This is a genomic window from Colwellia sp. BRX10-3 (genome assembly GCF_014077505.1).
Classification (GTDB): domain Bacteria; phylum Pseudomonadota; class Gammaproteobacteria; order Enterobacterales; family Alteromonadaceae; genus Cognaticolwellia.
Window position 1 is genome coordinate 1,037,772 of sequence record NZ_JACGWA010000001.1, and the last position, 23,046, is coordinate 1,060,817.

20 protein-coding genes and 1 pseudogene are annotated in these 23,046 nt (G+C 37.3%); 7 read left to right on the forward strand and 14 right to left on the reverse strand.

From position 1 onward, the window contains the following. The first annotated feature begins 99 nt into the window (after positions 1–99). Positions 100–1,032: a hypothetical protein gene (locus H4J38_RS04605; RefSeq protein ID WP_182129838.1), complete on the forward strand. Its 933-nt coding sequence runs from the start codon at positions 100–102 to the stop codon at positions 1,030–1,032. 22 nt (positions 1,033–1,054) lie between these two features. Here the strand turns inward: H4J38_RS04605 and H4J38_RS04610 are convergent, their stop codons facing one another. From H4J38_RS04610 to rpoH, 3 genes are all read right to left on the reverse strand, one after another. Beyond that, a complete protein-coding gene (locus H4J38_RS04610; protein WP_182129839.1) occupies positions 1,055–3,673 on the reverse strand; it encodes an EAL domain-containing protein in 2,619 nt (872 codons plus the stop codon). A 206-nt stretch (positions 3,674–3,879) separates the two neighbouring features. Then, positions 3,880–4,251, reverse strand: a complete 372-nt coding sequence (locus H4J38_RS04615; RefSeq protein WP_310733439.1) for a TonB-dependent receptor — start codon at positions 4,249–4,251, stop codon at positions 3,880–3,882. 205 nt (positions 4,252–4,456) lie between these two features. Beyond that, on the reverse strand, positions 4,457–5,320 hold the full coding sequence (gene rpoH / locus H4J38_RS04620; RefSeq protein WP_182129841.1) for an RNA polymerase sigma factor RpoH: 864 nt from the start codon (positions 5,318–5,320) through the stop codon (positions 4,457–4,459). Between the two features lie 384 nt (positions 5,321–5,704). Here rpoH and H4J38_RS04625 point away from each other — a divergent pair, with 384 nt between their 5' ends. Then, complete coding sequence (locus H4J38_RS04625) at positions 5,705–6,931, forward strand: EAL and HDOD domain-containing protein (protein WP_182129842.1); 1,227 nt, start codon at positions 5,705–5,707, stop codon at positions 6,929–6,931. On the opposite strand, the gene ftsX is transcribed toward H4J38_RS04625, so the two are convergent. Genes ftsX through ftsY form a run of 3 tightly spaced genes read right to left on the reverse strand, consistent with a single transcriptional unit; the run spans position 6,928 to position 9,807 of the window. Continuing rightward, positions 6,928–7,902: a permease-like cell division protein FtsX gene (gene ftsX / locus H4J38_RS04630; RefSeq protein ID WP_182129843.1), complete on the reverse strand. Its 975-nt coding sequence runs from the start codon at positions 7,900–7,902 to the stop codon at positions 6,928–6,930. The genes H4J38_RS04625 and ftsX overlap by 4 nt on opposite strands. Beyond that, on the reverse strand, positions 7,892–8,593 hold the full coding sequence (ftsE, locus tag H4J38_RS04635) for a cell division ATP-binding protein FtsE (protein ID WP_182129844.1): 702 nt from the start codon (positions 8,591–8,593) through the stop codon (positions 7,892–7,894). Before ftsE ends, ftsX begins: the two co-directional genes overlap by 11 nt. A gap of 11 nt (positions 8,594–8,604) precedes the next feature. Next, positions 8,605–9,807, reverse strand: a complete 1,203-nt coding sequence (gene ftsY / locus H4J38_RS04640) for a signal recognition particle-docking protein FtsY (RefSeq protein WP_182129845.1) — start codon at positions 9,805–9,807, stop codon at positions 8,605–8,607. A gap of 175 nt (positions 9,808–9,982) precedes the next feature. Here ftsY and rsmD point away from each other — a divergent pair, with 175 nt between their 5' ends. Continuing rightward, the gene (gene rsmD / locus H4J38_RS04645; protein WP_182129848.1) at positions 9,983–10,573 is read left to right on the forward strand and encodes a 16S rRNA (guanine(966)-N(2))-methyltransferase RsmD; all 591 of its coding nucleotides are present in this window, start codon (positions 9,983–9,985) and stop codon (positions 10,571–10,573) included. Positions 10,574–10,693: 120 nt separating this feature from the next. Here the strand turns inward: rsmD and H4J38_RS04650 are convergent, their stop codons facing one another. From H4J38_RS04650 to H4J38_RS04670, 5 genes are all read right to left on the reverse strand, one after another. Continuing rightward, on the reverse strand, positions 10,694–12,277 hold the full coding sequence (locus H4J38_RS04650; protein WP_182129850.1) for a serine hydrolase: 1,584 nt from the start codon (positions 12,275–12,277) through the stop codon (positions 10,694–10,696). A 50-nt stretch (positions 12,278–12,327) separates the two neighbouring features. Beyond that, the gene (locus H4J38_RS04655; RefSeq protein WP_182129852.1) at positions 12,328–13,290 is read right to left on the reverse strand and encodes an adenosylmethionine decarboxylase; all 963 of its coding nucleotides are present in this window, start codon (positions 13,288–13,290) and stop codon (positions 12,328–12,330) included. 207 nt (positions 13,291–13,497) lie between these two features. Beyond that, positions 13,498–14,133 (reverse strand): YjaG family protein, encoded by a 636-nt coding sequence (locus H4J38_RS04660; RefSeq protein WP_182129854.1) that lies wholly within the window; start codon positions 14,131–14,133, stop codon positions 13,498–13,500. 294 nt (positions 14,134–14,427) lie between these two features. After that, positions 14,428–16,314 (reverse strand): hypothetical protein, encoded by a 1,887-nt coding sequence (locus H4J38_RS04665; RefSeq protein ID WP_182129856.1) that lies wholly within the window; start codon positions 16,312–16,314, stop codon positions 14,428–14,430. A 189-nt stretch (positions 16,315–16,503) separates the two neighbouring features. Next, complete coding sequence (locus H4J38_RS04670) at positions 16,504–17,268, reverse strand: SapC family protein (RefSeq protein ID WP_182129858.1); 765 nt, start codon at positions 17,266–17,268, stop codon at positions 16,504–16,506. A gap of 195 nt (positions 17,269–17,463) precedes the next feature. Between H4J38_RS04670 and H4J38_RS04675 the strand changes: the two genes are divergently transcribed. After that, the gene (locus H4J38_RS04675) at positions 17,464–17,775 is read left to right on the forward strand and encodes a hypothetical protein (protein WP_182129860.1); all 312 of its coding nucleotides are present in this window, start codon (positions 17,464–17,466) and stop codon (positions 17,773–17,775) included. A gap of 238 nt (positions 17,776–18,013) precedes the next feature. Here the strand turns inward: H4J38_RS04675 and H4J38_RS04680 are convergent, their stop codons facing one another. The 3 genes from H4J38_RS04680 to H4J38_RS04690 are packed head-to-tail and all read right to left on the reverse strand — an operon-like array spanning position 18,014 to position 19,715. Then, the gene (locus H4J38_RS04680; RefSeq protein ID WP_182129862.1) at positions 18,014–18,661 is read right to left on the reverse strand and encodes a GNA1162 family protein; all 648 of its coding nucleotides are present in this window, start codon (positions 18,659–18,661) and stop codon (positions 18,014–18,016) included. Between the two features lie 10 nt (positions 18,662–18,671). Beyond that, the gene (locus H4J38_RS04685; RefSeq protein WP_182129864.1) at positions 18,672–19,025 is read right to left on the reverse strand and encodes a DUF4810 domain-containing protein; all 354 of its coding nucleotides are present in this window, start codon (positions 19,023–19,025) and stop codon (positions 18,672–18,674) included. 12 nt (positions 19,026–19,037) lie between these two features. Further along, complete coding sequence (locus H4J38_RS04690; RefSeq protein WP_182129866.1) at positions 19,038–19,715, reverse strand: CsgG/HfaB family protein; 678 nt, start codon at positions 19,713–19,715, stop codon at positions 19,038–19,040. Positions 19,716–19,894: 179 nt separating this feature from the next. Between H4J38_RS04690 and H4J38_RS17140 the strand changes: the two are divergent. From H4J38_RS17140 to katG, 3 genes and pseudogenes are all read left to right on the forward strand, one after another. Further along, positions 19,895–20,165: pseudogene (locus H4J38_RS17140) on the forward strand (mechanosensitive ion channel family protein); the annotation flags it as partial. 171 nt (positions 20,166–20,336) lie between these two features. After that, positions 20,337–20,486 (forward strand): entericidin A/B family lipoprotein, encoded by a 150-nt coding sequence (locus H4J38_RS04695; RefSeq protein WP_182129868.1) that lies wholly within the window; start codon positions 20,337–20,339, stop codon positions 20,484–20,486. Between the two features lie 236 nt (positions 20,487–20,722). Beyond that, positions 20,723–22,894 (forward strand): catalase/peroxidase HPI, encoded by a 2,172-nt coding sequence (gene katG / locus H4J38_RS04700; RefSeq protein WP_182129870.1) that lies wholly within the window; start codon positions 20,723–20,725, stop codon positions 22,892–22,894. Positions 22,895–23,046: the final 152 nt, after the last annotated feature.

The following is a 23,046-nucleotide window of genomic DNA, read 5'->3' on the forward strand; positions in this document are numbered from 1 at the left end:
ATAGAAAAAAAATCACCAACTGATATGCTAAATGATGAGGTAAAGTAAAATTTGATGAAAATGTATTGTAAAAACAAGTGTTATTGGCTTTTTTGCCTAGTGTTATTTTACTTTGCATTTGCAAATTCAGCACAAGCTTATACTTCGCAAGAAGTAAAAGCCCCTGCTGAAGAAAAAGATGATCACTGGATGCAAGGATTGCATGAAACGGTTTCAGACTCTGTTTATCAATCTGCGCAATGGTTCGATAGTTTTTTTATCGCAAATGATAGTGAACAACAAAGCCCACAAACAACCGCAAAAATTAGTTTTGCTTGGTTGCCAAAAAGTCGTGACTGGAGTGAAATCAAGCCACGTTTTCGAGTGCGTGTTAAATTACCGCATTTTCAAGATAGAGTTAGTTTAGTCTTGTCTGACGAAACGGATGACGAACTCAACAATTTACCGTTAGAATCCGCAAATACAAAGTCGAACAATGAAGAAGAGAAGTTTTCTTTAGCACTAAACTATACCCAAGAGAAAAGAGATGACAGGCTAATGAATTATCGTTTGGGTTTTTCAGGCGGTGATATATTTGCTCGAGCGAAACATAAACGACGTTTCAATATTAGCGCAAAACAGGGGTTCTTATTTGAGCCGTCATTATATTACTATCTCGATGATGGCCTTGGCGCTAAATTATTACTAGAATACGATTACCAATTAAGCAAAAAGTCACAATTTCGCATTAATTATAGTATTCGAGGTTCAGCAGCGTTTAGTGGTATTCGTTGGAAGCATGGCTTTTATAAGCTAAATCAAATAAATGAAACGACGGCATCAGTACTGAGCTTACAAGCGGAAGGTGAACGCAACGGGGCCCGAGGCTTTGTCGTTGATAAGTACACTTTAGGTTATCGATACCGCTTTAATGCCTTAAGGGATTGGTTATTTTTTGAAATAGAGCCTTTTTTAGAGTTTCCTGAACAAGAGAACTACAGCACAACACCGGGTATTGTCTTACGTGTTGAAGGATTTTTTCACAAAGGTTAGCGTTAATCAATTCAAACGCTAACTATGCCCGATACATTGCGACAACATTACTTTCAGTCTTAGTTTTCACTATTTTTTCTGGCCGGCTAATATGATAACCCTGACCGAATTCACAACCTACATTTTGGAGTTTTTGAAGCATAGCTTCAGATTCAATTCCTTCGGCCACTAATCGGTAACCGAATTTTGTCCCAAGCTCATGCAAAGCTTTAACTAAAGATAAATTTTTATCGTTGTGATTCAGCATGCGAATAAAACTACGATCGAGTTTAATAAATTCGAACGGGTAGCTATGTAAGAAATTAAAAGACGATAAACCGGCACCATAGTCATCTAAAGCTAACTTGACGCCAAACTCCTTCAATTTTCGTAAGCCTTTAAGGGCTAAATCAGTATGGCGAGCAAAAGCTGACTCATTAAACTCTAAAATCAGTCGTTCAGGTTCAATTGTATTAACACTAATTAACGCCATTAATTTTGCTAATTGATTAGCTTGAATTAAATGACGGCCCGATAAGTTCACACCAATATAAGCGTGTTCATATTCTTTTGATTGCTTCCATAGTTTTAATTGCAGACAAACTTCTTCAATCACCCAAGTTTCTATGTCTAAAATCATACCGGTTTCTTCTGCCATAAACAGAAACTCACTCGGTGTTAATAACCCTTTAGTGGGGTGCTGCCAACGTAAAAGCACTTCAAAACCTAGAGTTTTAGTTGAAGTTAAATCTGAAATTTGCTGATAGTGTAATTCAAACTGCTTACTTTTAATGGCTTGCCTTAATTCTTGCTCAAGTGTCATGCTAGCAATTATTTTTTCACGCATACTGTCATCAAAGAAAACATATCGACCGCGGCCCAAACTTTTGGCTTGATACATAGCTGCATCAGCATCTCGTAATATTTCGTTGGCATCTTTATAAGTAACACGACTTTGGGCAATACCAATACTGGCATTTGAATACAAGGTATGTCCATTAAGCTCAAAGGGCTGGGCAATCGATGTAATAATACGAGATGCTATTTCTTCTATATCATCAAGCGACTGCAATGAGTCTAATAACACGACAAACTCATCTCCACCTAGTCGGGCTAATATATCATTATCGCGCACACAATCGCGTAATCGGTGCGAAATTTCGATTAAGAATTGATCGCCCGCATGATGCCCTAAGGTGTCATTAATCATTTTAAAACGATCTAAATCAATAAATAAAACCGCGAATCTATGGTTAGTATGGCGCTTTAAGTGCCGAATAGCATAGGTTAAACGGTCTGAAAACATTGCTCTATTAGGTAGTTGGGTTAAACCATCATGATGAGCTTCATGATATAAGCGCGCTTCTGCTTTTCGACGTTCTTCAATTTGCATACGCAAGTTAAGGTTGGTTGCTTGCAGTTCTTGTGTGCGTTTATTTATAATTTTTTCAAGTGCTTCATTGCTTTGCAATACTTGCTGCTGCACTTTTTGTCGTAAAATCTCAATCGCGATATGATGACTCACAAAGCGCATAAGCTCGAGATCTTTACTGTGATAAGCCTTTTCGTCTTGATAATGCTGAATGGCAATAACACCAAAAACTTCACCGTGGTCAGTTAACGGTGCTGCCAGCCATGCGCGTGGCAATTCGTGATCAGGATAATGTTTGGTAAATGCACATTGCGTTACTTCACCTTGCGCCGCTAACGTGTAAACCATTCTATCACTGAGTAATATAGGTTTAGCTGTGCTTATGGTCATTTCAGACAAGCCGTCGCTGAGTATCCGCGTTTCTGGTTGCGGCATTTTTTCGTCACAATAATATGGAAACTCTAATAGGCTTTTATCCTCAGATAATAAAGCAATATAAAAGTTTTTTGCTGGCAGTAATTTATTTACTTCTTGGTGCAGTGCTTGATAAAATTTTTCAATTGCTTGAGATTTTGCCGTTAACTCAGAAATATTCAATAATACTTGATGGGTTTTAACAGCTAACTGTCTTTCAGCAATTTCACGCTGTAATTGTTGATTTGTTTGGGTTAGTTTAAGTGTGCGCTGGCAAATACTAGATTCTAATAACGCTCTACTTTGCACGCGATCGACTGCCTTGACTAAATGCTCTGCAATCAAGGCTAAAATTTGGCTGTCACTTTTGGAAAAATTCAGTTTGGCATCGAAACTTTGTATAGCAATAACACCAATCACCTGTTGACCTAGCCTTAACGGCACACCTAGCCAATCTACACATGCTGTGCCAGATAAGAGAATTTTATCCTCGTTAGCAAGTTTCATTATTTTCTTATTAGAAAAATTCATCGTCTGTTGGCTTAGCAAAACTAAGCCAGTTAAGCTTTTTCGCCAGTTAGCTAAATCAACATGCTCATTAATCCCTACATCTGCCAGATTATGGCAATAGGCTAATTGTAATTCATCAGAAGAATTTAACAGGGCTATATGAAAGCTGTCAGTAACCAATAAGGTTTTAATTACTGATTCAAGAGCACGATAAAATTCAGCCATATCGGTTACTGAACCGGCTAATTCAGACAGTTGCAATAAACCCGATTGCATGGTTTTAAGTTGTCGATACTTTTTAAGTAACGTCTTTAACCTAGGAAGTTGACGTACCGCATGAGTAGTTTCCGTCGCCCGCGATTCCATTGTGGGTATTCCATTTTATTATTAGTATTATTTTTGTACGGCTAGTCTAACAAAATATATATGTTTAGCTAGACCTTAGCGCAACTTATTCAGTGTCATTCATCGCATAATTTCAGTTTTAGCAAAAAATTTTTACATAAAAAAGCGATGACATTGCCATCGCTTTTATAAACTCTCCCATGTGATTAAACTCAGGTTTGAGTTATTTAAAAGTTATATGATGCACTAATAAACATGTTTCGCCCTACCACATCATAGATACTGGGCACTGTTCCCATGTCATTACCACCTAAAACTTCTTCAGGTTCAGCATCAAACACGTTTTTCACACCACCATTAACAGCCCATTGGTCATTTATATGGTATGAGGCAGAAACGTTATGATAAATAACATTGTCAGTGGAGAATTTTTCACCGTAATATTCACCGTCCATGCCACGAATAAACTGAGCACTATAAAGCACGGTTAAATCTTCAGTTACATCACCGTAAACTGATAAATTATACTTAACGTCAGAATAACCACCGATATTGCCAAATAGTGCCGGTGTAGTTGGTATAGTTGGTGTAAATTTCACTATCAACTTGTTATTTAAGGTTAAATCGTTACATTTAACTTATATTCATGTGAACATTATCTATTTGATTTTTACTCATAATGAATTTGGCATACGTTAAAACAGTCGATTTACCATCATCAATTTTTCACACCTATCCAATAGGGTTTATTCTGGACATAAAAAAACCGGCAGAAGCCGGTTTAAATTAAATTTTTTGTGAGCGCTATGTTGCCATTGCACCTTTTAACTTTGCCAGTGCATTTTTCTCTAATTGACGAACGCGTTCGGCTGATATTTCATATTTATTCGCTAACTCTTGTAAGGTTGTCTTGTCGTCATGTAACCAACGCGTACGAATAATATCTTGGCTACGCTCATCAAGACCGACTAAAGCATTGCTCAGTCTTTTGTTAGCGTGCTGTTCCCAATTCGAATCTTCTACTTCAGTAGCAAGATCGGATTGCTTATCTTCTAAATATTGCGCTGGAGAGTAAGTACTGGCGCTAGCATTATCATCATCATCTGTTGATAATTCGAATGCTTGGTCTTGGTTACTCATGCGAGATTCCATTTCCAAAACATCTTTGGTGGTAACACCTAACGTTTCAGCAACATTTTTCACTTCATCATGACTAAACCAACCTAAACGTTTTTTATTTTTACGTAGGTTAAAAAATAATTTTCGTTGTGCTTTAGTTGTGGCAACTTTAACGATGCGCCAATTTTTTAGCACAAACTCATGTATTTCAGCTTTGATCCAATGCACAGCAAATGATACTAAGCGAACACCCACTTCTGGGTTAAAGCGCTTAACCGCTTTCATTAAACCAATATTACCTTCCTGAATTAAATCAGCTTGTGGTAAACCGTAGCCTGCATAGCCTTTAGCAACATGAATAACAAAACGAAGATGCGACATAATTAACTCTTGCGCAGCTTTTAGATCATTTTCTGAATATAAACGAGTTGCTAACTCACGTTCCTTTTCAGCTGTTAGCATAGGAATGCTATATGCTGATTGCACGTATGCTTCAATGCTGCCACTTTTGGGAACAGTTAACGCCATTGATTGCATTGCTTCACTCATTTAATAACTCCTCTATCTAATCTAGCTCGTGATAATAACATATATACCCGAACCACCTCAAGATACTCGTTTCAGTGGTAAATAAAAATAATGTAAAAAGGAGGGTATGACAGATCATCACGACTTTAATAAAACAACATTAGCGTAGAAGACAGGGGGAAACAACACCCTCTTTCAATTTTTTCATGAATAATTTGTTAAAGTTTGTCACCAGCTTTAAATTTTACTTAAATTACATCATGATGAAAATTAAAACAGCGAGGGCTCAATACTCATATTTCGGCTATTTTATATCAAAGCCGTTGTATAAATTATCCTTGGCATATATAACTATATTAAGCTTTGTTTAAAAAATTGCGCTAAACAGCATTCACTAGAGGTGTTATGTATTCATTTATTGCCAGACAACCTATATTAGACCTAAATAAAACCGTTGTTGCCTATGAATTACTTTTTAGAAATGGAGAGAGTAACTGTTTTCCGAATATAGATCCTGACCAAGCCACATCCAATATATTAAGCAATAATCACTTAACCTTAGGTGTGGAAAATATTACTAATGATTTACCGGCGTATATCAACTTTCACTCCAATGCCTTAATAAACAATTTTCCAAGCTTTTTAGATCCAAGCAAAGTCGTTATAGAAATATTAGAAGATGTCGCCCCAACAGATGAATTATTATCTACCTGTAAGCACTTATTCAATCAAGGTTACAAACTGGCCTTAGATGACATTGATTTTAACAAAAAATGGCAACGATTTTTGCCATATATTTCCATATTGAAGATAGATATATCGGAGTACTCCTTATTAGAAATCGGTAAATTCATTCGTGAAATCAATAATGAAAGATTGATATTATTGGCTGAAAGAATAGAAACGCTAGAGCAATTTGAGCAGTTTAAACTTCTCGGCTTTACTTTATTTCAGGGCTACTTTTTTGCCAAACCAGAAATGCTGAAACAAAAGAATATTACGTCGGCAAAACAAAATATTTTAGAGTTAATCGGTCATGCAAGTTGTGAAACATTAAACTTCGAAATCATGAGTAATATATTTAGCTCAGATCCTGGCCTTAGTTATAAATTACTGCGATTTATCAACAACCCTTTCTACGGTAGAAGCCAAGAAATCACCTCCTTAAAGCATGCTTTAATATATATCGGTGATACAGAGTTGAAAAAATTTATCGCCTTGTTAGCACTAACTAATCTCAGCGAAGATAAGCCGGCAGAAATTATGCGTTTATCGCTAATAAGAGCCAAATTTTGTGAACAAATATCACTGCTAAAAAAAGTTCAAGTAAACCCACCTAAGGCTTTTTTAACCGGTATATTGTCATTGATTGATGGTATTTTAGACCATTCTATAGAAGGGATATTAGAAATATTGCCAATCCACCAAGATATTAAACAGGCATTAATTAGTAATAAAAATCACTTGGCTGATTACCTTGATTTAGCTAAATGTATTGAAGTAGGAAACTGGCAAAGAATTGATCAGCTAATTAAGCACTTGGCGTTAACTCATGACGATTGTTTAAAAGCACAAGAAACAGCCATAACTTGGGCTGATGAAATGTTAGGTACTGAACGACAAATAAATTAATCTGCTGTTGGCTCAATAGCGCGAATATGTTGCCTTACAGAAATAAAGCTACCTAATAAACCTAAACCTATTGCTGTTAATTGTAGTATCACTAATTCATTAAATGATAAGCCCGATAACACAAACTGGCTTTGATAAAGATCGGTTAATTCAAATAATGCGCCTGAAAGATAATGCGCTAAAATAGCCACACATATACTCGCCACAAAACCACCAAGCACCCCGTACCAAACACCAGCATATAAAAATGGTCGTTGAATAAAACTATCGGTAGCACCCACTAATTTCATCACAGCAATCGCATCTTTCTGGTTCAGTATTGCTAACCTAATAGTGTTGCCAATAATTAACACCACAGATAAACATAATAATATTGCGATGCCGATAACAACATCCTCTATCAAGGCTGCCATGGCTTCTAAACGCGTTAACCATTCCAAATCAAGTTTGCCTTGGTCAACACCACGTTCTTGTTCTAATTTAAGTAATAACTCACGCGCTGCTTGGGCTTGGCTAAATCGCTGTGTTGGTGTTACCAATAAAGTTGCCGGTAAGGGGTTTTCTTCTAAATATTCCAAAGCTTGGCCAAAACCAGAACTGACTTTAAACTCAGTTAAGGCTTGTTCTGCAGAAATATAAACAACATTCGCTACTTCAGGATAAAGCTGAATACGTTGTACAAGATTTTGTGCCGCTTTGTTTGAAGTTGATAACTTTAAAAATAAAGTGATTTCTGAGGCGGAGTCCCACTGGTCGGTAACCGTTTGAGTGTTTTTGACAAACAAATGTAAAGTAGCAGGTAAAGTTAAGCTAATACCTAAAACAAGTACCGTCATCACAGACGTAAACGGTGTGCGCCACAAATCTCCCAAGCTACCTATTGCTTGTTGCAAGTGCCTAAGAACTCTAGCAGTGAAGCGCCCGGTCCAGTTTAAATGCTGACTATTGTGACGAATATCATTAGCTGCCATTACGTTCACTCATTGCTTGTAACCCATCAACAATACCGTCGGTGATCATATGACCTTGCTTTAAGGTCAGTGTACGATATTTCATGCGGGCAATAAGCCCTAAATCATGGGTCGCAATTAACACACTGATGCCCATATCATTAAATTCTTCAAATAGCCTGATAATATCCAATGACAACTTTGGATCTAAATTACCGGTAGGCTCATCTGCTAATAATATTGGCGGTTTATTAACAATAGCTCGTGCAATGCCAACACGTTGCTGCTCTCCGCCGGAAAGCATATTCGGAAAACACTTTAATTTGCTAGTTAAATGCACTTTATCAAGCGCAGCTTCAACACGTTTACGGGTTTCTTTTTGGCTATAACCTTCAATAATAAGTGGTAAGGCGACATTTTCAAATACGGTTCGGTCCGCTAATAAATTATGGTTCTGGAATATCATACCAATACCACGACGCACATAAGGGATTTGTGAATACTTAATGGTTGATAATTCAGTGCCGTTAATTTCAATACTGCCAACACTGGGTTTTTCCATCATACTCATTAGTTTCAATAAGGTACTTTTACCCGCGCCAGAGTGACCCGTTAAAAACGCCATTTCGCCAGGGGCAATGGTAAAACTCACTTGTTTAAGTGCTAAAAAGCCTCCTGGGTAAGTTTTGCTAACGTTATTAAATCGGATCATATCAAATCTTATTATTCATGTGCTTCGTGGTTGAACAATGCATCAATAAAATCATTGCTATTAAAGGGTCTTAAATCATCAATACCTTCACCAACACCCAAGTAGCGAATGGGAATGGCATGTTTATCGGCAACGGCAAAAACAACACCACCTTTTGCGGTACCATCGAGTTTAGTCAGGGTTAATCCTGTTAAACCAACAGCTTCATCAAAAAGTTTTGTTTGGCTTAAAGCGTTTTGTCCGGTGCCAGCATCAAGTGTTAACATAACCTCATGAGGGGCATTAACATCAAGCTTTTTCATAACCCGAACCACTTTCTTAAGTTCTTCCATCAAATGATTTTTATTTTGTAAGCGCCCTGCAGTATCCGCTATTAATATATCAACGCCACGTGCTTTAGCAGCACTTATGGCATCAAAAATAACTGAAGCACTATCTGCACCGGTATGTTGAGCAACAACAGGGATGTCATTTCGATCACCCCATACTTGTAATTGTTCAACGGCCGCAGCACGGAAGGTATCACCCGCGGCTAACATAACCGACTTACCTTGTGCCTGAAATTGCTTGGCTAATTTACCAATGGTGGTGGTTTTACCCACACCATTAACACCAACCATTAAAATCACAAAAGGACCGTCGCCTGACGGGATCTCAAGTGGCTTATTAACAGGTTCGATAATTTTTTTCAGCTCAGCTTTTAATAAATCATATAAAGCTTCAGCATCTTTTAATTGCCGACGCGATGCTGATTCCGTTAAAGAATCAATGATTTTCGTGGTGGTTTCAACACCTACGTCCGCTAATAATAAATGAGTTTCGAGTTCTTCAAATAACTCTTCATCAATTTTTTTACCACTAAATAAACTGAAAACCCCACCACCAAGATTTTGGCGAGTTTTTGTTAAGCCTTGCTTTAAACGCGAAAAAAAGCCAACTTCTGGCTCTGGCTCTGGCTCTGGCTCTGCAGGTAATTGTTCAATAACAGCGCCATCAATTGCAACCATTTCTGCCAGTGGTGGTGAACTATTTTCCGCTATAACTTCTTCGTGACAAACTGCGTCTGTTGTTGGTTGCGATTCAGTAGTCTTTGGCTGCTCAATCTCTTCAATAACACTATTATCAACAACAACTTTCTCAGTAACTGGCGCCGCGTCTTCTTGCTCTTTCTTACCCAGACCTAACCAGGCAAACATACCTTTTTTCTTTGACATAAATGTATTTATAATATTAATTTGATGTATAGGTTTACTACTAAAATCATCTGACTAAAGCGCGTTCTAACTTGAACAAATCTTTAGATCAATTGGTATTCATGAGTAAACAAGGATAAAATTATCGATATAGTATCACCTAACCTGCTGACAAAAAACAAAAGCTGTTTAAGTTATGAGCAAAGTCAAAAAACATTCTGATAAAAGTGCCCCTAAAGGCCAAATACGTATTATCTCAGGTCAATATCGTGGTCGAAAATTACCGGTATTAATGGCCGATGGTCTGCGCCCAACCACAGATCGTGTCAAAGAAACGGTATTTAATTGGCTGATGCCTTATATTCAAGACACAAATTGTTTAGATTGCTTTGCCGGCTCTGGCGGGTTAGGTTTTGAAGCCATGTCGCGTGGTGCAAGTTACGTAACCTTGGTCGAGTTAAACAAACCAGCAGCGCAGCAGCTAAAAGACAATAAAGCTTTGCTACAAGCAGATAGCATCCAAGTTGTGCAGCAAAATGCTTTAGACTTTCTAAAAAATAACCAACAAAATTATTCGTTAGTGTTTATCGATCCGCCTTTTAGAAAGGGCTTAGCTCAACAAACCGCCGAGTTGTTAAGCGAAAAAGGCTTAACTGACGATGCCTTGATATATGTGGAAATGGAAGCAGACCATAACGAACAAACTATGCCAAGCCATTGGCAACTTTTAAAAGAAAAAGTAGCAGGACAAGTTATCTATCGACTCTATCAAAATAGTGTGGTGTAGCGCCCTTAAATTCAGTTTTCTTTAATCACTTAAGTTGATTTTAACTTAATTGTAAATTTGTTATTTATACCAAAAAAAGAGGCCTTAGCCTCTTTTTTGTTTAAAACAATACTGATGAGCTTACTTTTTGGGTTGTAGCTTCAAATCATGGAAATCAAAACTAAAATCTGTCGCCTTAGACACCGCCTTCATAGTAGCGTAATTAATACTGCCATCGGTGTTTAAATTAAAGTTCACATATGCATCGGCTTCCAAGGTTCTATCGTCCCAACGGACAATAAAGGTATTGTGTTGATAATGCTCCAATGTGCCATGCAGTGCAGGAGTGTGAGCAAACCGCATAACCAAATTTTCACTCACTAAACTAATAGCAATTTCACCGTACCAATTATCAACATAGCTTTGTGCATAATTTGCCAAAGGCAAAGAAGGTGTTGAATTTTTATCGACAACTGAAGCCTCTTTGACTAAATGTGCTTTTTTCTGAGCGTTATTTTTTTGCTGTAATGCGGCGTAATGCTCAACCCAATCTTTTGCTGGGAGCTCAAGATATTCATGCAAAATTTGTTGAGATAAAGCATTAAAGGCGAAGCCTGATTGCTGGTTGGTTAAAATCACCATAGCTAAATTTTTTTCTGGCACCATCACCACTTTTGATACCATACCTAATATACCACCAGTATGTCGTACCACTTTTACGCCGTGGTAGTCTTTAACAAACCAGCCTAGAGCGTAAGCGTTAAAATGGGTTTTATCTTGCTCTGTTATAGCTTGTGACACTTTTAACAATGTTCGTGCTTGCCACATTTCACGACTTTGCTGTGCACTAAAAAGTCTTAAAGCTTTGTCGCCACCAACACCATATTCACCGTGATTAAGCTGAGCTTTAAGCCATAGCGACATATCATTAACACTTGATGCTACCGAACCTGCAGATGAAAACTTCTCTAAAAAGTTACCACCAACAACATGCAACTCGCCTTCTAAAGGCACATGTGCACGAGCAACATTTTTATTAGTTACGGGAATTAAAGAAAATTTTGCTCGGGTATTTTTCATCCCTAATGGATCAAATATGCGGGTTTGAATAACTTCTTGCCAAGGCTTACCGGTTAGCTTTGCAATGACTTCGCCGGCTATAACGTACATCAAATTGTCGTAGGCAAATTCACTACGAAAACTCGACACTTGGGGTAAGTACTTTAAGCCTTTAATAATATCTTGATTGGTGTGTGTGGTTTCAGGCCAAATCATTAAGTCGCCAGCACCTAAACCTAAGCCACTGTTATGGGACAGCAAATCGATAATGGTAAATTCTCGAGTAACATAGGCATCGGGCAACTGGAATTCAGGGATAATATCGATAACTTTAGTTTTCCAAGTTAGCTTTCCTTCATCTACTAAACTCGCTAATAATGCTGAGGTCATAGCTTTAGTATTTGAAGCGATACCGAACAAAGTATCAGCATTTACCCTTTCTTCACTGCCCTGTTTAAGCACACCAAAACCTTTGCTTAGCACTACCTCGTCATCTTTAATAATTGCTACTGCGATGCCAGGTACTTGAAATGCCGCCATGGTTTTATGAACAGACAGCTCAATGCGTTTAATTTTATTACTTAAATTTAAGTCTTGTGCGCTTACTGAATGCAGCATAGAAATGGCTAATACACCAACAGTAAAAATGGTATATCTAATTTTCATATAACTTCCTTTATCCATCGATTTTATTATTTTCATTCATACCAATTACATTAAAGTGCGTGCCGCTGCCCTTGAATATCTAGCAATTCAGCTTGACTAAAAATTGTTTGCGGCTGTATATAGTTCGCGAAACACACTAAATCATTATTGCTTAAATGTTGCTGAAAAAGTGACTTGCTAATGTATTCTTGCGGAATGTACTGTTGGGTTAACTCACTAAATTCAAACTCATTAAAGCTTAATATATCAATCGACTTAGGCGCTAATATAGTTAAAAATTCTGGTGCAAGTGCAATCAAGTTAATATTGGCTTGGATACTGACATAACTGCTATTCGCTTGCGGAGTAATGTGAATAGTTAAATATTGCATGCCCTTAATAGCATTAATTGAATAACCAAAGGGTTCGAAGACGAAATCATCCAATATAAAGCCTGCTAAAAGTCGATCTAATTGTAAAAATTTTCGAATTTCATGTGATTTTAATCCCACCGTGGTGAGTTTTTTAGACGCTTTTTGACAAATTTGGTAAGCGATTAGCTCGTATGACTTATCTTCACCGCTAACCTGAAAACTATTGTCTTGATGAAATATATAATTATGATGACCGTCTAATTCGCCAAAACGAAAAGCTTTACCATCGACATGTTGCCGTAAAAGAGCAATGTCATCGCCAAAGCTACTCAACTGGGCATGAGCAAAATATTCATTTTTTCTTTGATAAGTTATCTGTAAAATTTTATTCATACCCATATGTTGAATAAAATATTCAACCGAATGCACTAAACGGGTATTGCCACAGGTTAGAATTAATAAACGATCGTGCCAAACAAATAAACTCGATTCTGACAGTAAAAATGCTTTACAGTCATCATTTTCTATCGTCGATAATATTTTTGCATTACAACATTGCACAAGTGCCAGCCAAAAATCATCTGCAATATCATCTAACAATGAAAGCTGCTTTACATCGATAATAATGTTAGCTTTTTTCTCTGAACCTTCAAAAAACAATAAATATGTCCTCGTTTAAATACACTTTAAGGCTGATGTTCTAGATGATGATTTAACAAATAAATACTCGTGATTAAATAAAGCATAATCAGCAATAATATCGCCGATATAAAACAGACTTAATCGATAACTAAGCTGGAAAATAAGATTTATACGTTAAAAAACGTTAACCAAACAAACAGTCAAAAAATACTGAATTTAATAATATTAAGCGTTAATTTCTATGCCTAAGTTTGATAAACCTTCCTCTAACACCATAGCTTTTGCCTGTACACAACTGGCTTTGTTTTCACTGGCGGTAGTTAAAAATTCGAAGAGTTCATTTTGCGTGGCAATTTCCCATTGCATTAAGGGATGCTCTGCAATTTGTTGAGGAGAGATCACTATTTCATCTTCTTCAGGTGTTATTTCATCTTCTTCAGGTGTTATTTCATCAATTTGCTGAGCTAAGCTCAACTCAACATAGTAGCTAACACTATTTTCAGATAATTTACTGACGTTAACAAAACCATCACTTTCTGGATCTTGCATCGCTTGAAACAATGACATCAATGCCATAGCACTATCAAGCGCCGGAAACACACCTAAAAAGTCAAAAGCATCAGGATCAGGTACTTGCTCTTCAAGTTTAGCAATTTGGGCGTCGTAATTAATCTTGCAACGATTAGCTTTATCTAACCATTGCCAAATAAGGTCTAGTTGATTTCTCAAGACCTTAAAATCACCAAACTCCACATGTTCAGCAAACATATGATAATTAGGCAACATGCGCTCAAGTAACGCTGCACTAAAGGCCACCTGTTGCCACTGACTTAATTTGTTAAAAGGGTGGTGAATTGCCACGGAGAGTCTCATTATCAAGGATAAAAAATAGAGAAGTATTATATACCCAAGTGACTTCAAAATGCGAGTTTCAATACACCTGAAAACGTTATGCTATAAGCACAAATTTTTATTAATGGTTATTGCCTTACAAACAGAAAAAGCCCTGAGCATATTATTTACAAACCTCAAAAAAGGCTTTGTCATAAAGGTTTTATACTGCGTTATTGATTGGTAGAGCTCTATCTCATTATATTTTTACTTCCAGCTAAGGCCACCATTTTTTAGGCGCTTAAGTATAACCAAATTAGCCGTTTATTTAGTTAGTTTCGTTAACTGCTTTTGTGCATAGTCGAAGCGTAAACGATATTCGGTTAATTTATCTTCAAGTGCATTAATTTGTTGCTCAAGTTTTCGATTTAACTCAGTATTTTCATCTCGAAGATACTTTATTGTTTCACGTGCTTTGTTATATTCAACTTCTTGTTTTTCTTTAGTATCTTGATGTAAAAGCCTATATTTTTCCGTTGCTGCTCTATCGGCGGCTAACTCGGCCTCTATAACAGTTAATTGCTGTTGTTTTTCGCTCAATTCTTGGGTGATTTTATCTTTGCTTTCTTCTAACTGATAATGGGACTGCTGTAACTCAACAAATTTAGCTGACTCCGCCGATAATAGCTCTGCTTGAGTATTTAGCAGTTGAGTGAGCTCAGTCGATGTTTTATCCGCTTGTCGCTGCAATTCAGTCAACGCAGCATTTTTATCTGCTAATTCTTGCTGATGCCCGGTCACTATTTGTTGATGATTTTCATCTTTTTTATCAATCGTTTGTTTAAATTTCAGTTGTTCACTATCAACTTGTTCTGTAAGTGAGGTAATTTGTTTTACTTGCGCTTGGTTTTTCTGCTCTAGATTAGCCAGGCTTTGTTGAGCATTTTTACCCTCAATAACGATTGCGGCTAACTCTTTGGTTAATGCAGCAATCTTCTGCGCTTGCTGCTCATTGTTATTATTGTTTTCATGCTCAGCTTGAACAAGTGATGCTTCTAACTGAATTTTTTCTTCACTTAGTAATGTTGTTACGGCTTGCTCTTTTTGAACTTGTACTTCTAATGACTTAACCGTATCAAGTACCTGCAACTGCTGTTTGGTAACCGATGTTAGTTCGCCTTTAACATTGGCAAGCTCATTTTCAAGCGCTTGTTTGTTGCGCTCAGCATCGTGCATTTGTTTAATTATTTGCTCATTATCATCTGAGGTGCGCTGTAATATTTCGGCATTTTTTTCTTGTTCGTTAAGCCACTTGGCGTTAATTTGCTGTTTTTGAGTTTCATATTGCTGTTGAACAACTTGTTCATTTTGTTCTAATTGCTCAATAGTTTGCTCTAAAGTATTAATTTTTATTGTTAGATCATTATTTTCGTGTGTTTTGCTTGTTATCGATTCTTGTTGTTGAACGAAAGCTGCTTGTTTCTTTTCAAGTTCTTTTTGTAAGGCGACAATTTGTTTTGTTAATTGCCCCGCTTGTTGTTGCTCATGCGTTAACTGCTCATTACTCGATAATAACTTATGCTCTTGCTCAGCTTTTAAATACTCAAGCTCACTCGACACTTGATCAAATTTAAGCTGTAAATCTGAATATTGTTGATTTTGAACCGCTAAGGTTGCGGCTTTTGCCTTGTCGTTTTTTGCTAAAGCCTCTTTTTCTGTTACTAATGCTTTCAGCTGTTTACTTGTATTTTCTGTTTCAAAACCAAGTTCTTTTAATCGCTGTTGTTGTTCAGTATTTTCTTGGCTAAGAGTTGCCACTTGTTTAGCTAACTGTGAATTTTCAGCAAGCTTATCTTTTAAAACTTGTTCTGAATCGGTGAGTTTTGCACTATTGAGATTTTCTGCGTTGGTTAAATTTTCTTGAAGTTGTGCTAATTGGCTTTGCTGACTTGCTTGCTCTGCCTTTAATGTGGAAAGTTCAGCATTGTTATCTTCGAGGCTTTGCTTAGCCTGCTGCTGCTGAGCTTGATGTTGCTCTTCAAGTGCCGTAAAAAGTGGATGTGTGGTAATTGCTTCAGGGCTAATTTCAATATTGTCGCTGTAACTACTCAAAAGCGCGGTGATTTTATCTTCAATCTGCAAATAAATATCACCCGCTAAATTTTGGATGTTTTCTTCAATATCACTTGGTAATTTTTTCTGGACAGTCATACGGTATAAATCCCTAACCCTACATCAATTAAACAACGTCAGCTAAAAATCATCCTAGCAGACGTTTAATTTATAATCATCAATTAATCCCCATCAGGCTAAATATTAACCACAAAGATTCAAAAAACTAATTACAAATCGAAAAAAAAGGACCTAACGGTCCTTTTTTATCGGTAAATTACATAGCCACTATTTTTCGGCTTCAGCCGTTACTGGTGTAAAGCGAATAGCGTTAACTTTTGCTGGTGATTCACTTTGATTACGCAATTGTGCTAGACGATTAACTTGACCTACAGAGCCTAACATCGCGTGAATTGGAATGAATAAACCACGCTTATGGAAATCTAATACTTGCTCGTCACTTAGTGCTTGAATTTTCTTCTCGTCAATATTGTAAAGACCAACAAGCTTCTTACTTTCACCTGAAGCAAAGTTGACATTAAGTTCAAGCTCTAACAATAAATCGTTATCAACTAACTCTTTAAGGAATTTTTCATTCATCACTTCATTATCGTATAAGCGACCTAGTGAATCTTGCACACCTTTAAAGAATTCAGTGTCATTGCCTTCGGCGTCAAACAATTCATGTTCTTTATCTTCTCCGACAAACTTGCTATCTAAATCAACACAAGCAGTCAGGGTTTTTTCTTTTTCAGGATCTAAACCCAGAGAAAATGGTGACATTGAAATACTTTGTGGAACATAAACCGCATTCCAAGAATCTTCTTTGTGATATAAATTTTCACCCGCTTCTAAACCTAGCATTACAACACTGCGGTAGCGCTCTGTGCCTTGATCTTTAACAATGACAATAGGGTAACTTGTTGCTGCTTGAGAATACTCAGGCGCACTGATCGGTGCAATATGTTGAGTAGATACATTTGATAAATCACGTTTCGCGGCGATTTTAATATTCTGATGAGTTTCTTTTTTAATTGGGGTAATGTTAGCCATGAATAGGGTCTCTTTTTACTGCGTCTTTTAATCGTTATCGTTTTCGACACATGTTTTGTTGTGATAATAGTAATGGAGACACGTATTGATGCTTTCAATGGTATAATTGAAATTATCTTAAGAAAACTTTAATTAAACTTAAGCTGTTTATTAATAATAATGAATTAAATACATTTAAAAACAGAAAGTTAACATATGAAAATTACAAAATATTTTTGTGCAGCGGTGATTATTATTAGTCCAGTTATTTGGGCTTCGCCGAAAATAACCCTAACCTTTGGTGAATCATCTAATGGTTTTGCTCGGGTAAAAATTAAAAACGAAACATTTGAGCCTTTAGCCTGTTATGTCGCCATTGACGGACATAAAGTAAAATTTCAGCTACAAGTTAAGTCGACATCACGTTGGATCACCGCTACAGACCAACGTTTTAACTACCAAAACTTTAGTACTTGGTGTGATTATCTAGAAGTTCATCCTAAATATAGAGTCTATCAAGTTTACTAGACTTTATTACTGATTTTAACAATCAAAAACGCTTGAAAAATAAGAACTCACTTTGGTAAAACGGCTAGCATTTCCGGCTTACTTGTAACGACTTCATCTCAGACTAACTTTCCGCTTAATTTAAACATAAAAAAAAGCTCCTGAAATTATTCAGAAGCTTTTATATAGTCGAAAATACTGCTTTATTTGAGCACGTGAATAAAATAAGCCACGGTAAATTGTTTCATTTAAAATAGATTTAGTTTTTCTTCTTTTCTATTTTATAAGGACCATTAAGTAAACCACGCTTAGGTGAATTAAATGCAGCAGCATTGGCCATTCGAGCAACTAGCGGTGAATTATCAGAAATTTCACCTACGATCTGTGACACAACAGCACCGACTAATGCACCCACTAAACCGCCACCACTATTGTTGTTCGGATTATATTGCGCGCTAATCACTGAATCCCATAATAGCTCACCCGTTTTAACAGAAACAAGCTTTACGTGACCTTGCACTACGGTTACTGATGACAATACTTGAAATTTTTGTCCCCAATCTTGAATATCAACGTAAAGTACGGCATCAGCACCAATAACTTCATCAATTTTATCTAATGCAATACCATTCATTTCAGCTGGCGTAGGCAATCCATTTTCTTTTAAAAAAGTATCAATCACTGAAACAGGAAAAACATAATAGCCTTTTTCCGCAAGTGGTTGAGATACAGTTGATAAATATGAGTATGGTGCGTTTACTTCCACTGAGCTATTCATTGGCGGAAGTACTAAAATAGAACGAGGAGCAGCTTGTTGTAAGGCAGTATAATTATATGGTTCAACTGCAGCACAACCAGATAAAATAAGGACTGATACAAGAGCAACTTTAAAAATATTCGTCTTCATTTTTAACTCCTTAGCTGTTAGTTAATGAACGTTTAATTAAGCCATCAATAAATCTTGTAGATTCAGGGAATAATTCTTTTTCTTTAGTAAGGGATGCTAAAGCAAGTTCTTTATTGCCATTCGCTGCGTACATCAAACCTAGATGCGCATATACACCAGGAGGAATTGGCTTACCTGCTGCTTCAGCTTTTTCTATATCTGTTTGTAATTGCTCAATTTGAACACTTGGTGGCACTTCGCCTGGTGTATGATGTGTTTTATACACTAAGTTTTCATATTCTCCCCAATAATACTGAGTGTCATTTGATGCACAGCCAGAAAACAACAAAACGGCAGTACAAATAGTTAAAATTTTATTTTTCATAAGTCTCTCTTATTATAAAGCGAAATTCAGCGTACCGTTTTCAAGATCTCTAGTCATATTATTAACACTTTCTTTAATAGCAAAATCTAAAACCTTACCGTTAAGTGTCGCGTCATAACCCGCTTTAGAACCAAAACCGATAACTTGCCTTTCGCTCAGTTGAAATTCACCTGCGCCTTGCGTTGAGTAAATTATTTCAGACGTCAAAACATCAATAATATTTAATGAAACTTTAGCATAGGCAATTTGACTCTTTCCTGAACCTAATATGCCAAACAACTGCTTATCACCAACAACTTTGCGACCAAATTCAGTAACTCCACCACTTATAACGTAACGAGCACCTTTAATTTCTTGTTTAATACCTAATAACGCTGCTTCTTTTTGTAAATTAGCTAAGTTTTCTCTATCAACCACCTTGAAGCGATTAGTTTGTTGCAAATGGGTATTAAGAATTGTTTTACCTTGATTGCCCAGCTTATCTATATTCGATGAGAACAAGCCCTGCATGTAATTTGAACGATTATTAAATTCACCTAATACAAGTGTTGATTTTGGACCGTTGTAAACGGTTTTATTAGTTTCTACGGGGACAATAGTAACTTTTTGGTGGGATTCTGTCGCACAGCCTGAAATTAATGCTGCCATCACTAAAAATAGGCTAAACGACTTTATTTTGATTGATTCCATAATGATTTACTCCTTTAAAAAGAAGTATTATGTATCAACTTTTGTATTATATAAAGTGAATCCTTAAAAATTATCAATGCTTTACAATAGTGTGAATTTACTTTTTCGACGTAATTTAAGTATAGCTTTTTTCATATTTCGAACCTTGTTATTGCCAAACAACCGCTGACGTTATTGTTGAAGAGTTAAACCAATGTGACTTTATTATTAAAAAAGAAAAAATCGCTATATTTGCTGAAAGTTTTGGCGATAGTAGTATCGACTTATTAGTTTGGTTCTGGATATATTACCTAGGAGAAACCGGCTTTATGAAAGCTCGGCATGAAGCGATAATAAAAATTAAATAGTCGTTAGAACAAGCTGATTATATTAATACCATTTCCGATTAGAACACTGGACATTAGTGCTAAGGGCGGCGAAAAATCAAATACTATGCTCAGTAAAAAATAATGAAGAAAAAAGCAACAATAAAGCGACTAACGATTGTAGCTCTGACCTCTCAACAGATAACAATACTACAAGCAAAAGCGCTTAATTGCGCCATACTCTATTGAAGATGCAATAACGCTTAAGATAATATTTTTTAAGCACAATAAGCTAATAGCCAAAAAGGAATACACAATGAAAGCTAAAACATACTATGCAAACATAAAATCAATATTAACGGTATTGTTACTCGGCAGTGCCTTAGGTGCTTGCGCCACAATAGAAGGCGCAGGGAAAGATATCGAAAGTGCAGGTGAAGCCGTTCAAGATGCTGCTGATGGCTAAAGTTAAACTGAACACCACGACTTAACTGATATTAAAGTGGCACTTAACAACTGGCGCTTTCAGTTATTTTAAGTTTATAAGTATCAGGTTTATCTGAAACTTTCACCCTCTATACAGGTCTACTTGATTAGGTCTTTCAACAATAGCTTTTGTAGCTGTGTGATCGTGTTGAGTCACTTTACCGAACCGCTCTATGACCTAAGCTATTACTAGCAATTCACCCAAGGAAATTTAATATGAATGATAAGAAAACAGTCAGTGGAAAATGCCCTGTTATGCACGGTGCCGCGACAGAAAGCTCGATGACAAACATGGAATGGTGGCCGAAGGCGCTTAACCTCGACATTCTTCATCAACATGACAAAAAAACCAATCCTATGGGTGTAAACTTTAATTATCGTGAAACAGTTAAAGACCTAGACATAGCTGCGCTCAATAAAGATATGCACGCACTAATGACTGACAGTCAAGACTGGTGGCCTGCAGATTGGGGACACTATGGTGGCTTAATGATCCGTCTAACATGGCATGCCGCAGGCACTTATCGTATCGCAGATGGTCGAGGTGGTGCAGCTACCGGTAATCAACGCTTTACACCGATCAACTCTTGGCCCGACAATGCCAATTTAGATAAAGCACGCCGCCTACTTTGGCCAATTAAAAAGAAATACGGTAATCAGCTTAGCTGGGCAGATTTAATCGCTTATGCCGGCACCATTGCTTATGAATCTATGGGCTTAAAAACCTTCGGTTTTTCTTTTGGTCGCGTAGATATTTGGCATCCAGAAAAAGACACTTACTGGGGTGCTGAAAAAGAATGGCTTGCGCCAAGCGGCAGTGAAAACAGTCGTTATTCCGGTGAGCGCGATTTAGAAAATCCATTAGCCTCAGTAATGATGGGATTGATTTACGTTAATCCTGAAGGGGTTGACGGCAAGCCAGATCCACTTAAAACGGCTCATGACATACGCGTAACTTTTGAACGTATGGCAATGAACGATGAAGAAACCGTTGCGCTAACCGCTGGGGGTCACACAGTAGGTAAATGTCACGGTAACGGCGATGCGTCAATACTTGGCAGAGAACCAGAAGCCGCCGATATTTCAGAGCAAGGAACAGGCTGGAACAATAAAACCAAACGCGGTATAGGTCGCGATACAGTGACTAGTGGTATAGAAGGCGCGTGGACAACTCATCCTACCCAGTGGGATAACGGTTATTTCTCAATGCTTCTTAAACACGAATGGGAACTGAAAAAAAGCCCTGCTGGCGCTTGGCAATGGCAACCTGTGAACATTAAAGAAGAAGACAAACCTGTTGATGTTGAAGACCCGTCTATTCGCCAAAATCCGATTATGACAGATGCAGATATGGCGATGAAGATGGATCCAGCCTATCGTGAAATTTCAGAGCGTTTTGCTAATGACCCTGACTATTTTTCTGACGTTTTCGCACGTGCATGGTTCAAATTAACGCATCGAGATATGGGGCCAAAAGGTCGCTATATCGGCTGTGATATTCCACAAGAAGATCTTATCTGGCAAGACCCAGTACCTGCAGGTATGACCGATTATGATGTTGAGTCGGTGAAAGACAAAATAGCTGCCAGTGGCTTAAATATCAGTGAAATGGTATCCACTGCTTGGGACAGCGCAAGAACCTACCGTGACTCTGACAAGCGTGGTGGCGCTAATGGTGCACGTATTCGCCTTGAACCACAAAACAATTGGCAAGGTAACGAGCCTGCACGTTTGAGTAAAGTACTAACGATACTTGAAGATATTGCTAAAGAGAGTGGTGTAAGTATCGCTGATGTTATTGTGCTAGCCGGTAACCTAGGTGTTGAACAATCAGCAAAAGCCGCAGGCATTGATATTACAGTACCATTTACACCTGGACGTGGTGATACAACCGATGAAATGACTGATGTAGAGTCGTTCGAAGTACTAGAGCCTCTACATGACGCTTATCGCAATTGGCTCAAAGGTGACTACAGTGTTAGCGCCGAAGAGCTAATGCTTGACCGTTCACAATTAATGGGCTTAACCGCTCATGAAATGACCGTTTTAATTGGTGGCATGCGTATGCTAGGCACTAACTACGGTGGTACTAAGCATGGGGTATTTACCGAACATGAAGGTGTATTGTCGAACGATTATTTCGTTAACCTCACAGATATGAACTATAAATGGCAACCAGTGGCTGATAATTTATATGAAATTCGTGAACGTATATCAGATAAGGTCAAATGGACAGCGACACGCGTTGATCTAATATTTGGCTCTAACTCGATTCTTCGTGCTTATAGCGAAGTATATGCGCAGGATGATAATAAAGAAAAATTTGTTCACGACTTTGTCGCTGCATGGACTAAAGTGATGAACGCTGATCGTTTCGATTTAGCGTAATTTTTCTAATATCTTAGCCTAATATATCCCTGTGTCGACGGTAATTCGGCGCAAGGATATTTACCCTTTCTAAGAGTAGTTATAGTTCAGATTACTGTGTCTATGTTCGATTAAAAAATGCTGAGTTGACCGTTTCATTATATCAATGGGTA

Bases quoted from the DNA above. Each gene is read 5' to 3' on its own strand.
- ftsY (WP_182129845.1), bottom strand. From the start codon at position 9,807: ATGTCAAAGAAAAAAGGTATGTTTGCCTGGTTAGGTCTGGGTAAGAAA.
- H4J38_RS04610 (WP_182129839.1), bottom strand. From the start codon at position 3,673: ATGGAATCGCGGGCGACGGAAACTACTCATGCGGTACGTCAACTTCCT.
- H4J38_RS04650 (WP_182129850.1), bottom strand. From the start codon at position 12,277: ATGAAAATTAGATATACCATTTTTACTGTTGGTGTATTAGCCATTTCT.
- H4J38_RS04665 (WP_182129856.1), bottom strand. From the start codon at position 16,314: ATGACTGTCCAGAAAAAATTACCAAGTGATATTGAAGAAAACATCCAA.
- rsmD (WP_182129848.1), top strand. From the start codon at position 9,983: ATGAGCAAAGTCAAAAAACATTCTGATAAAAGTGCCCCTAAAGGCCAA.
- ftsE (WP_182129844.1), bottom strand. From the start codon at position 8,593: ATGATCCGATTTAATAACGTTAGCAAAACTTACCCAGGAGGCTTTTTA.
- H4J38_RS04675 (WP_182129860.1), top strand. From the start codon at position 17,464: ATGAAAATTACAAAATATTTTTGTGCAGCGGTGATTATTATTAGTCCA.
- H4J38_RS04680 (WP_182129862.1), bottom strand. From the start codon at position 18,661: ATGAAGACGAATATTTTTAAAGTTGCTCTTGTATCAGTCCTTATTTTA.
- H4J38_RS04685 (WP_182129864.1), bottom strand. From the start codon at position 19,025: ATGAAAAATAAAATTTTAACTATTTGTACTGCCGTTTTGTTGTTTTCT.
- H4J38_RS04690 (WP_182129866.1), bottom strand. From the start codon at position 19,715: ATGGAATCAATCAAAATAAAGTCGTTTAGCCTATTTTTAGTGATGGCA.
- katG (WP_182129870.1), top strand. From the start codon at position 20,723: ATGAATGATAAGAAAACAGTCAGTGGAAAATGCCCTGTTATGCACGGT.
- rpoH (WP_182129841.1), bottom strand. From the start codon at position 5,320: ATGAGTGAAGCAATGCAATCAATGGCGTTAACTGTTCCCAAAAGTGGC.
- ftsX (WP_182129843.1), bottom strand. From the start codon at position 7,902: ATGGCAGCTAATGATATTCGTCACAATAGTCAGCATTTAAACTGGACC.
- H4J38_RS04625 (WP_182129842.1), top strand. From the start codon at position 5,705: ATGTATTCATTTATTGCCAGACAACCTATATTAGACCTAAATAAAACC.
- H4J38_RS04695 (WP_182129868.1), top strand. From the start codon at position 20,337: ATGAAAGCTAAAACATACTATGCAAACATAAAATCAATATTAACGGTA.
- H4J38_RS04670 (WP_182129858.1), bottom strand. From the start codon at position 17,268: ATGGCTAACATTACCCCAATTAAAAAAGAAACTCATCAGAATATTAAA.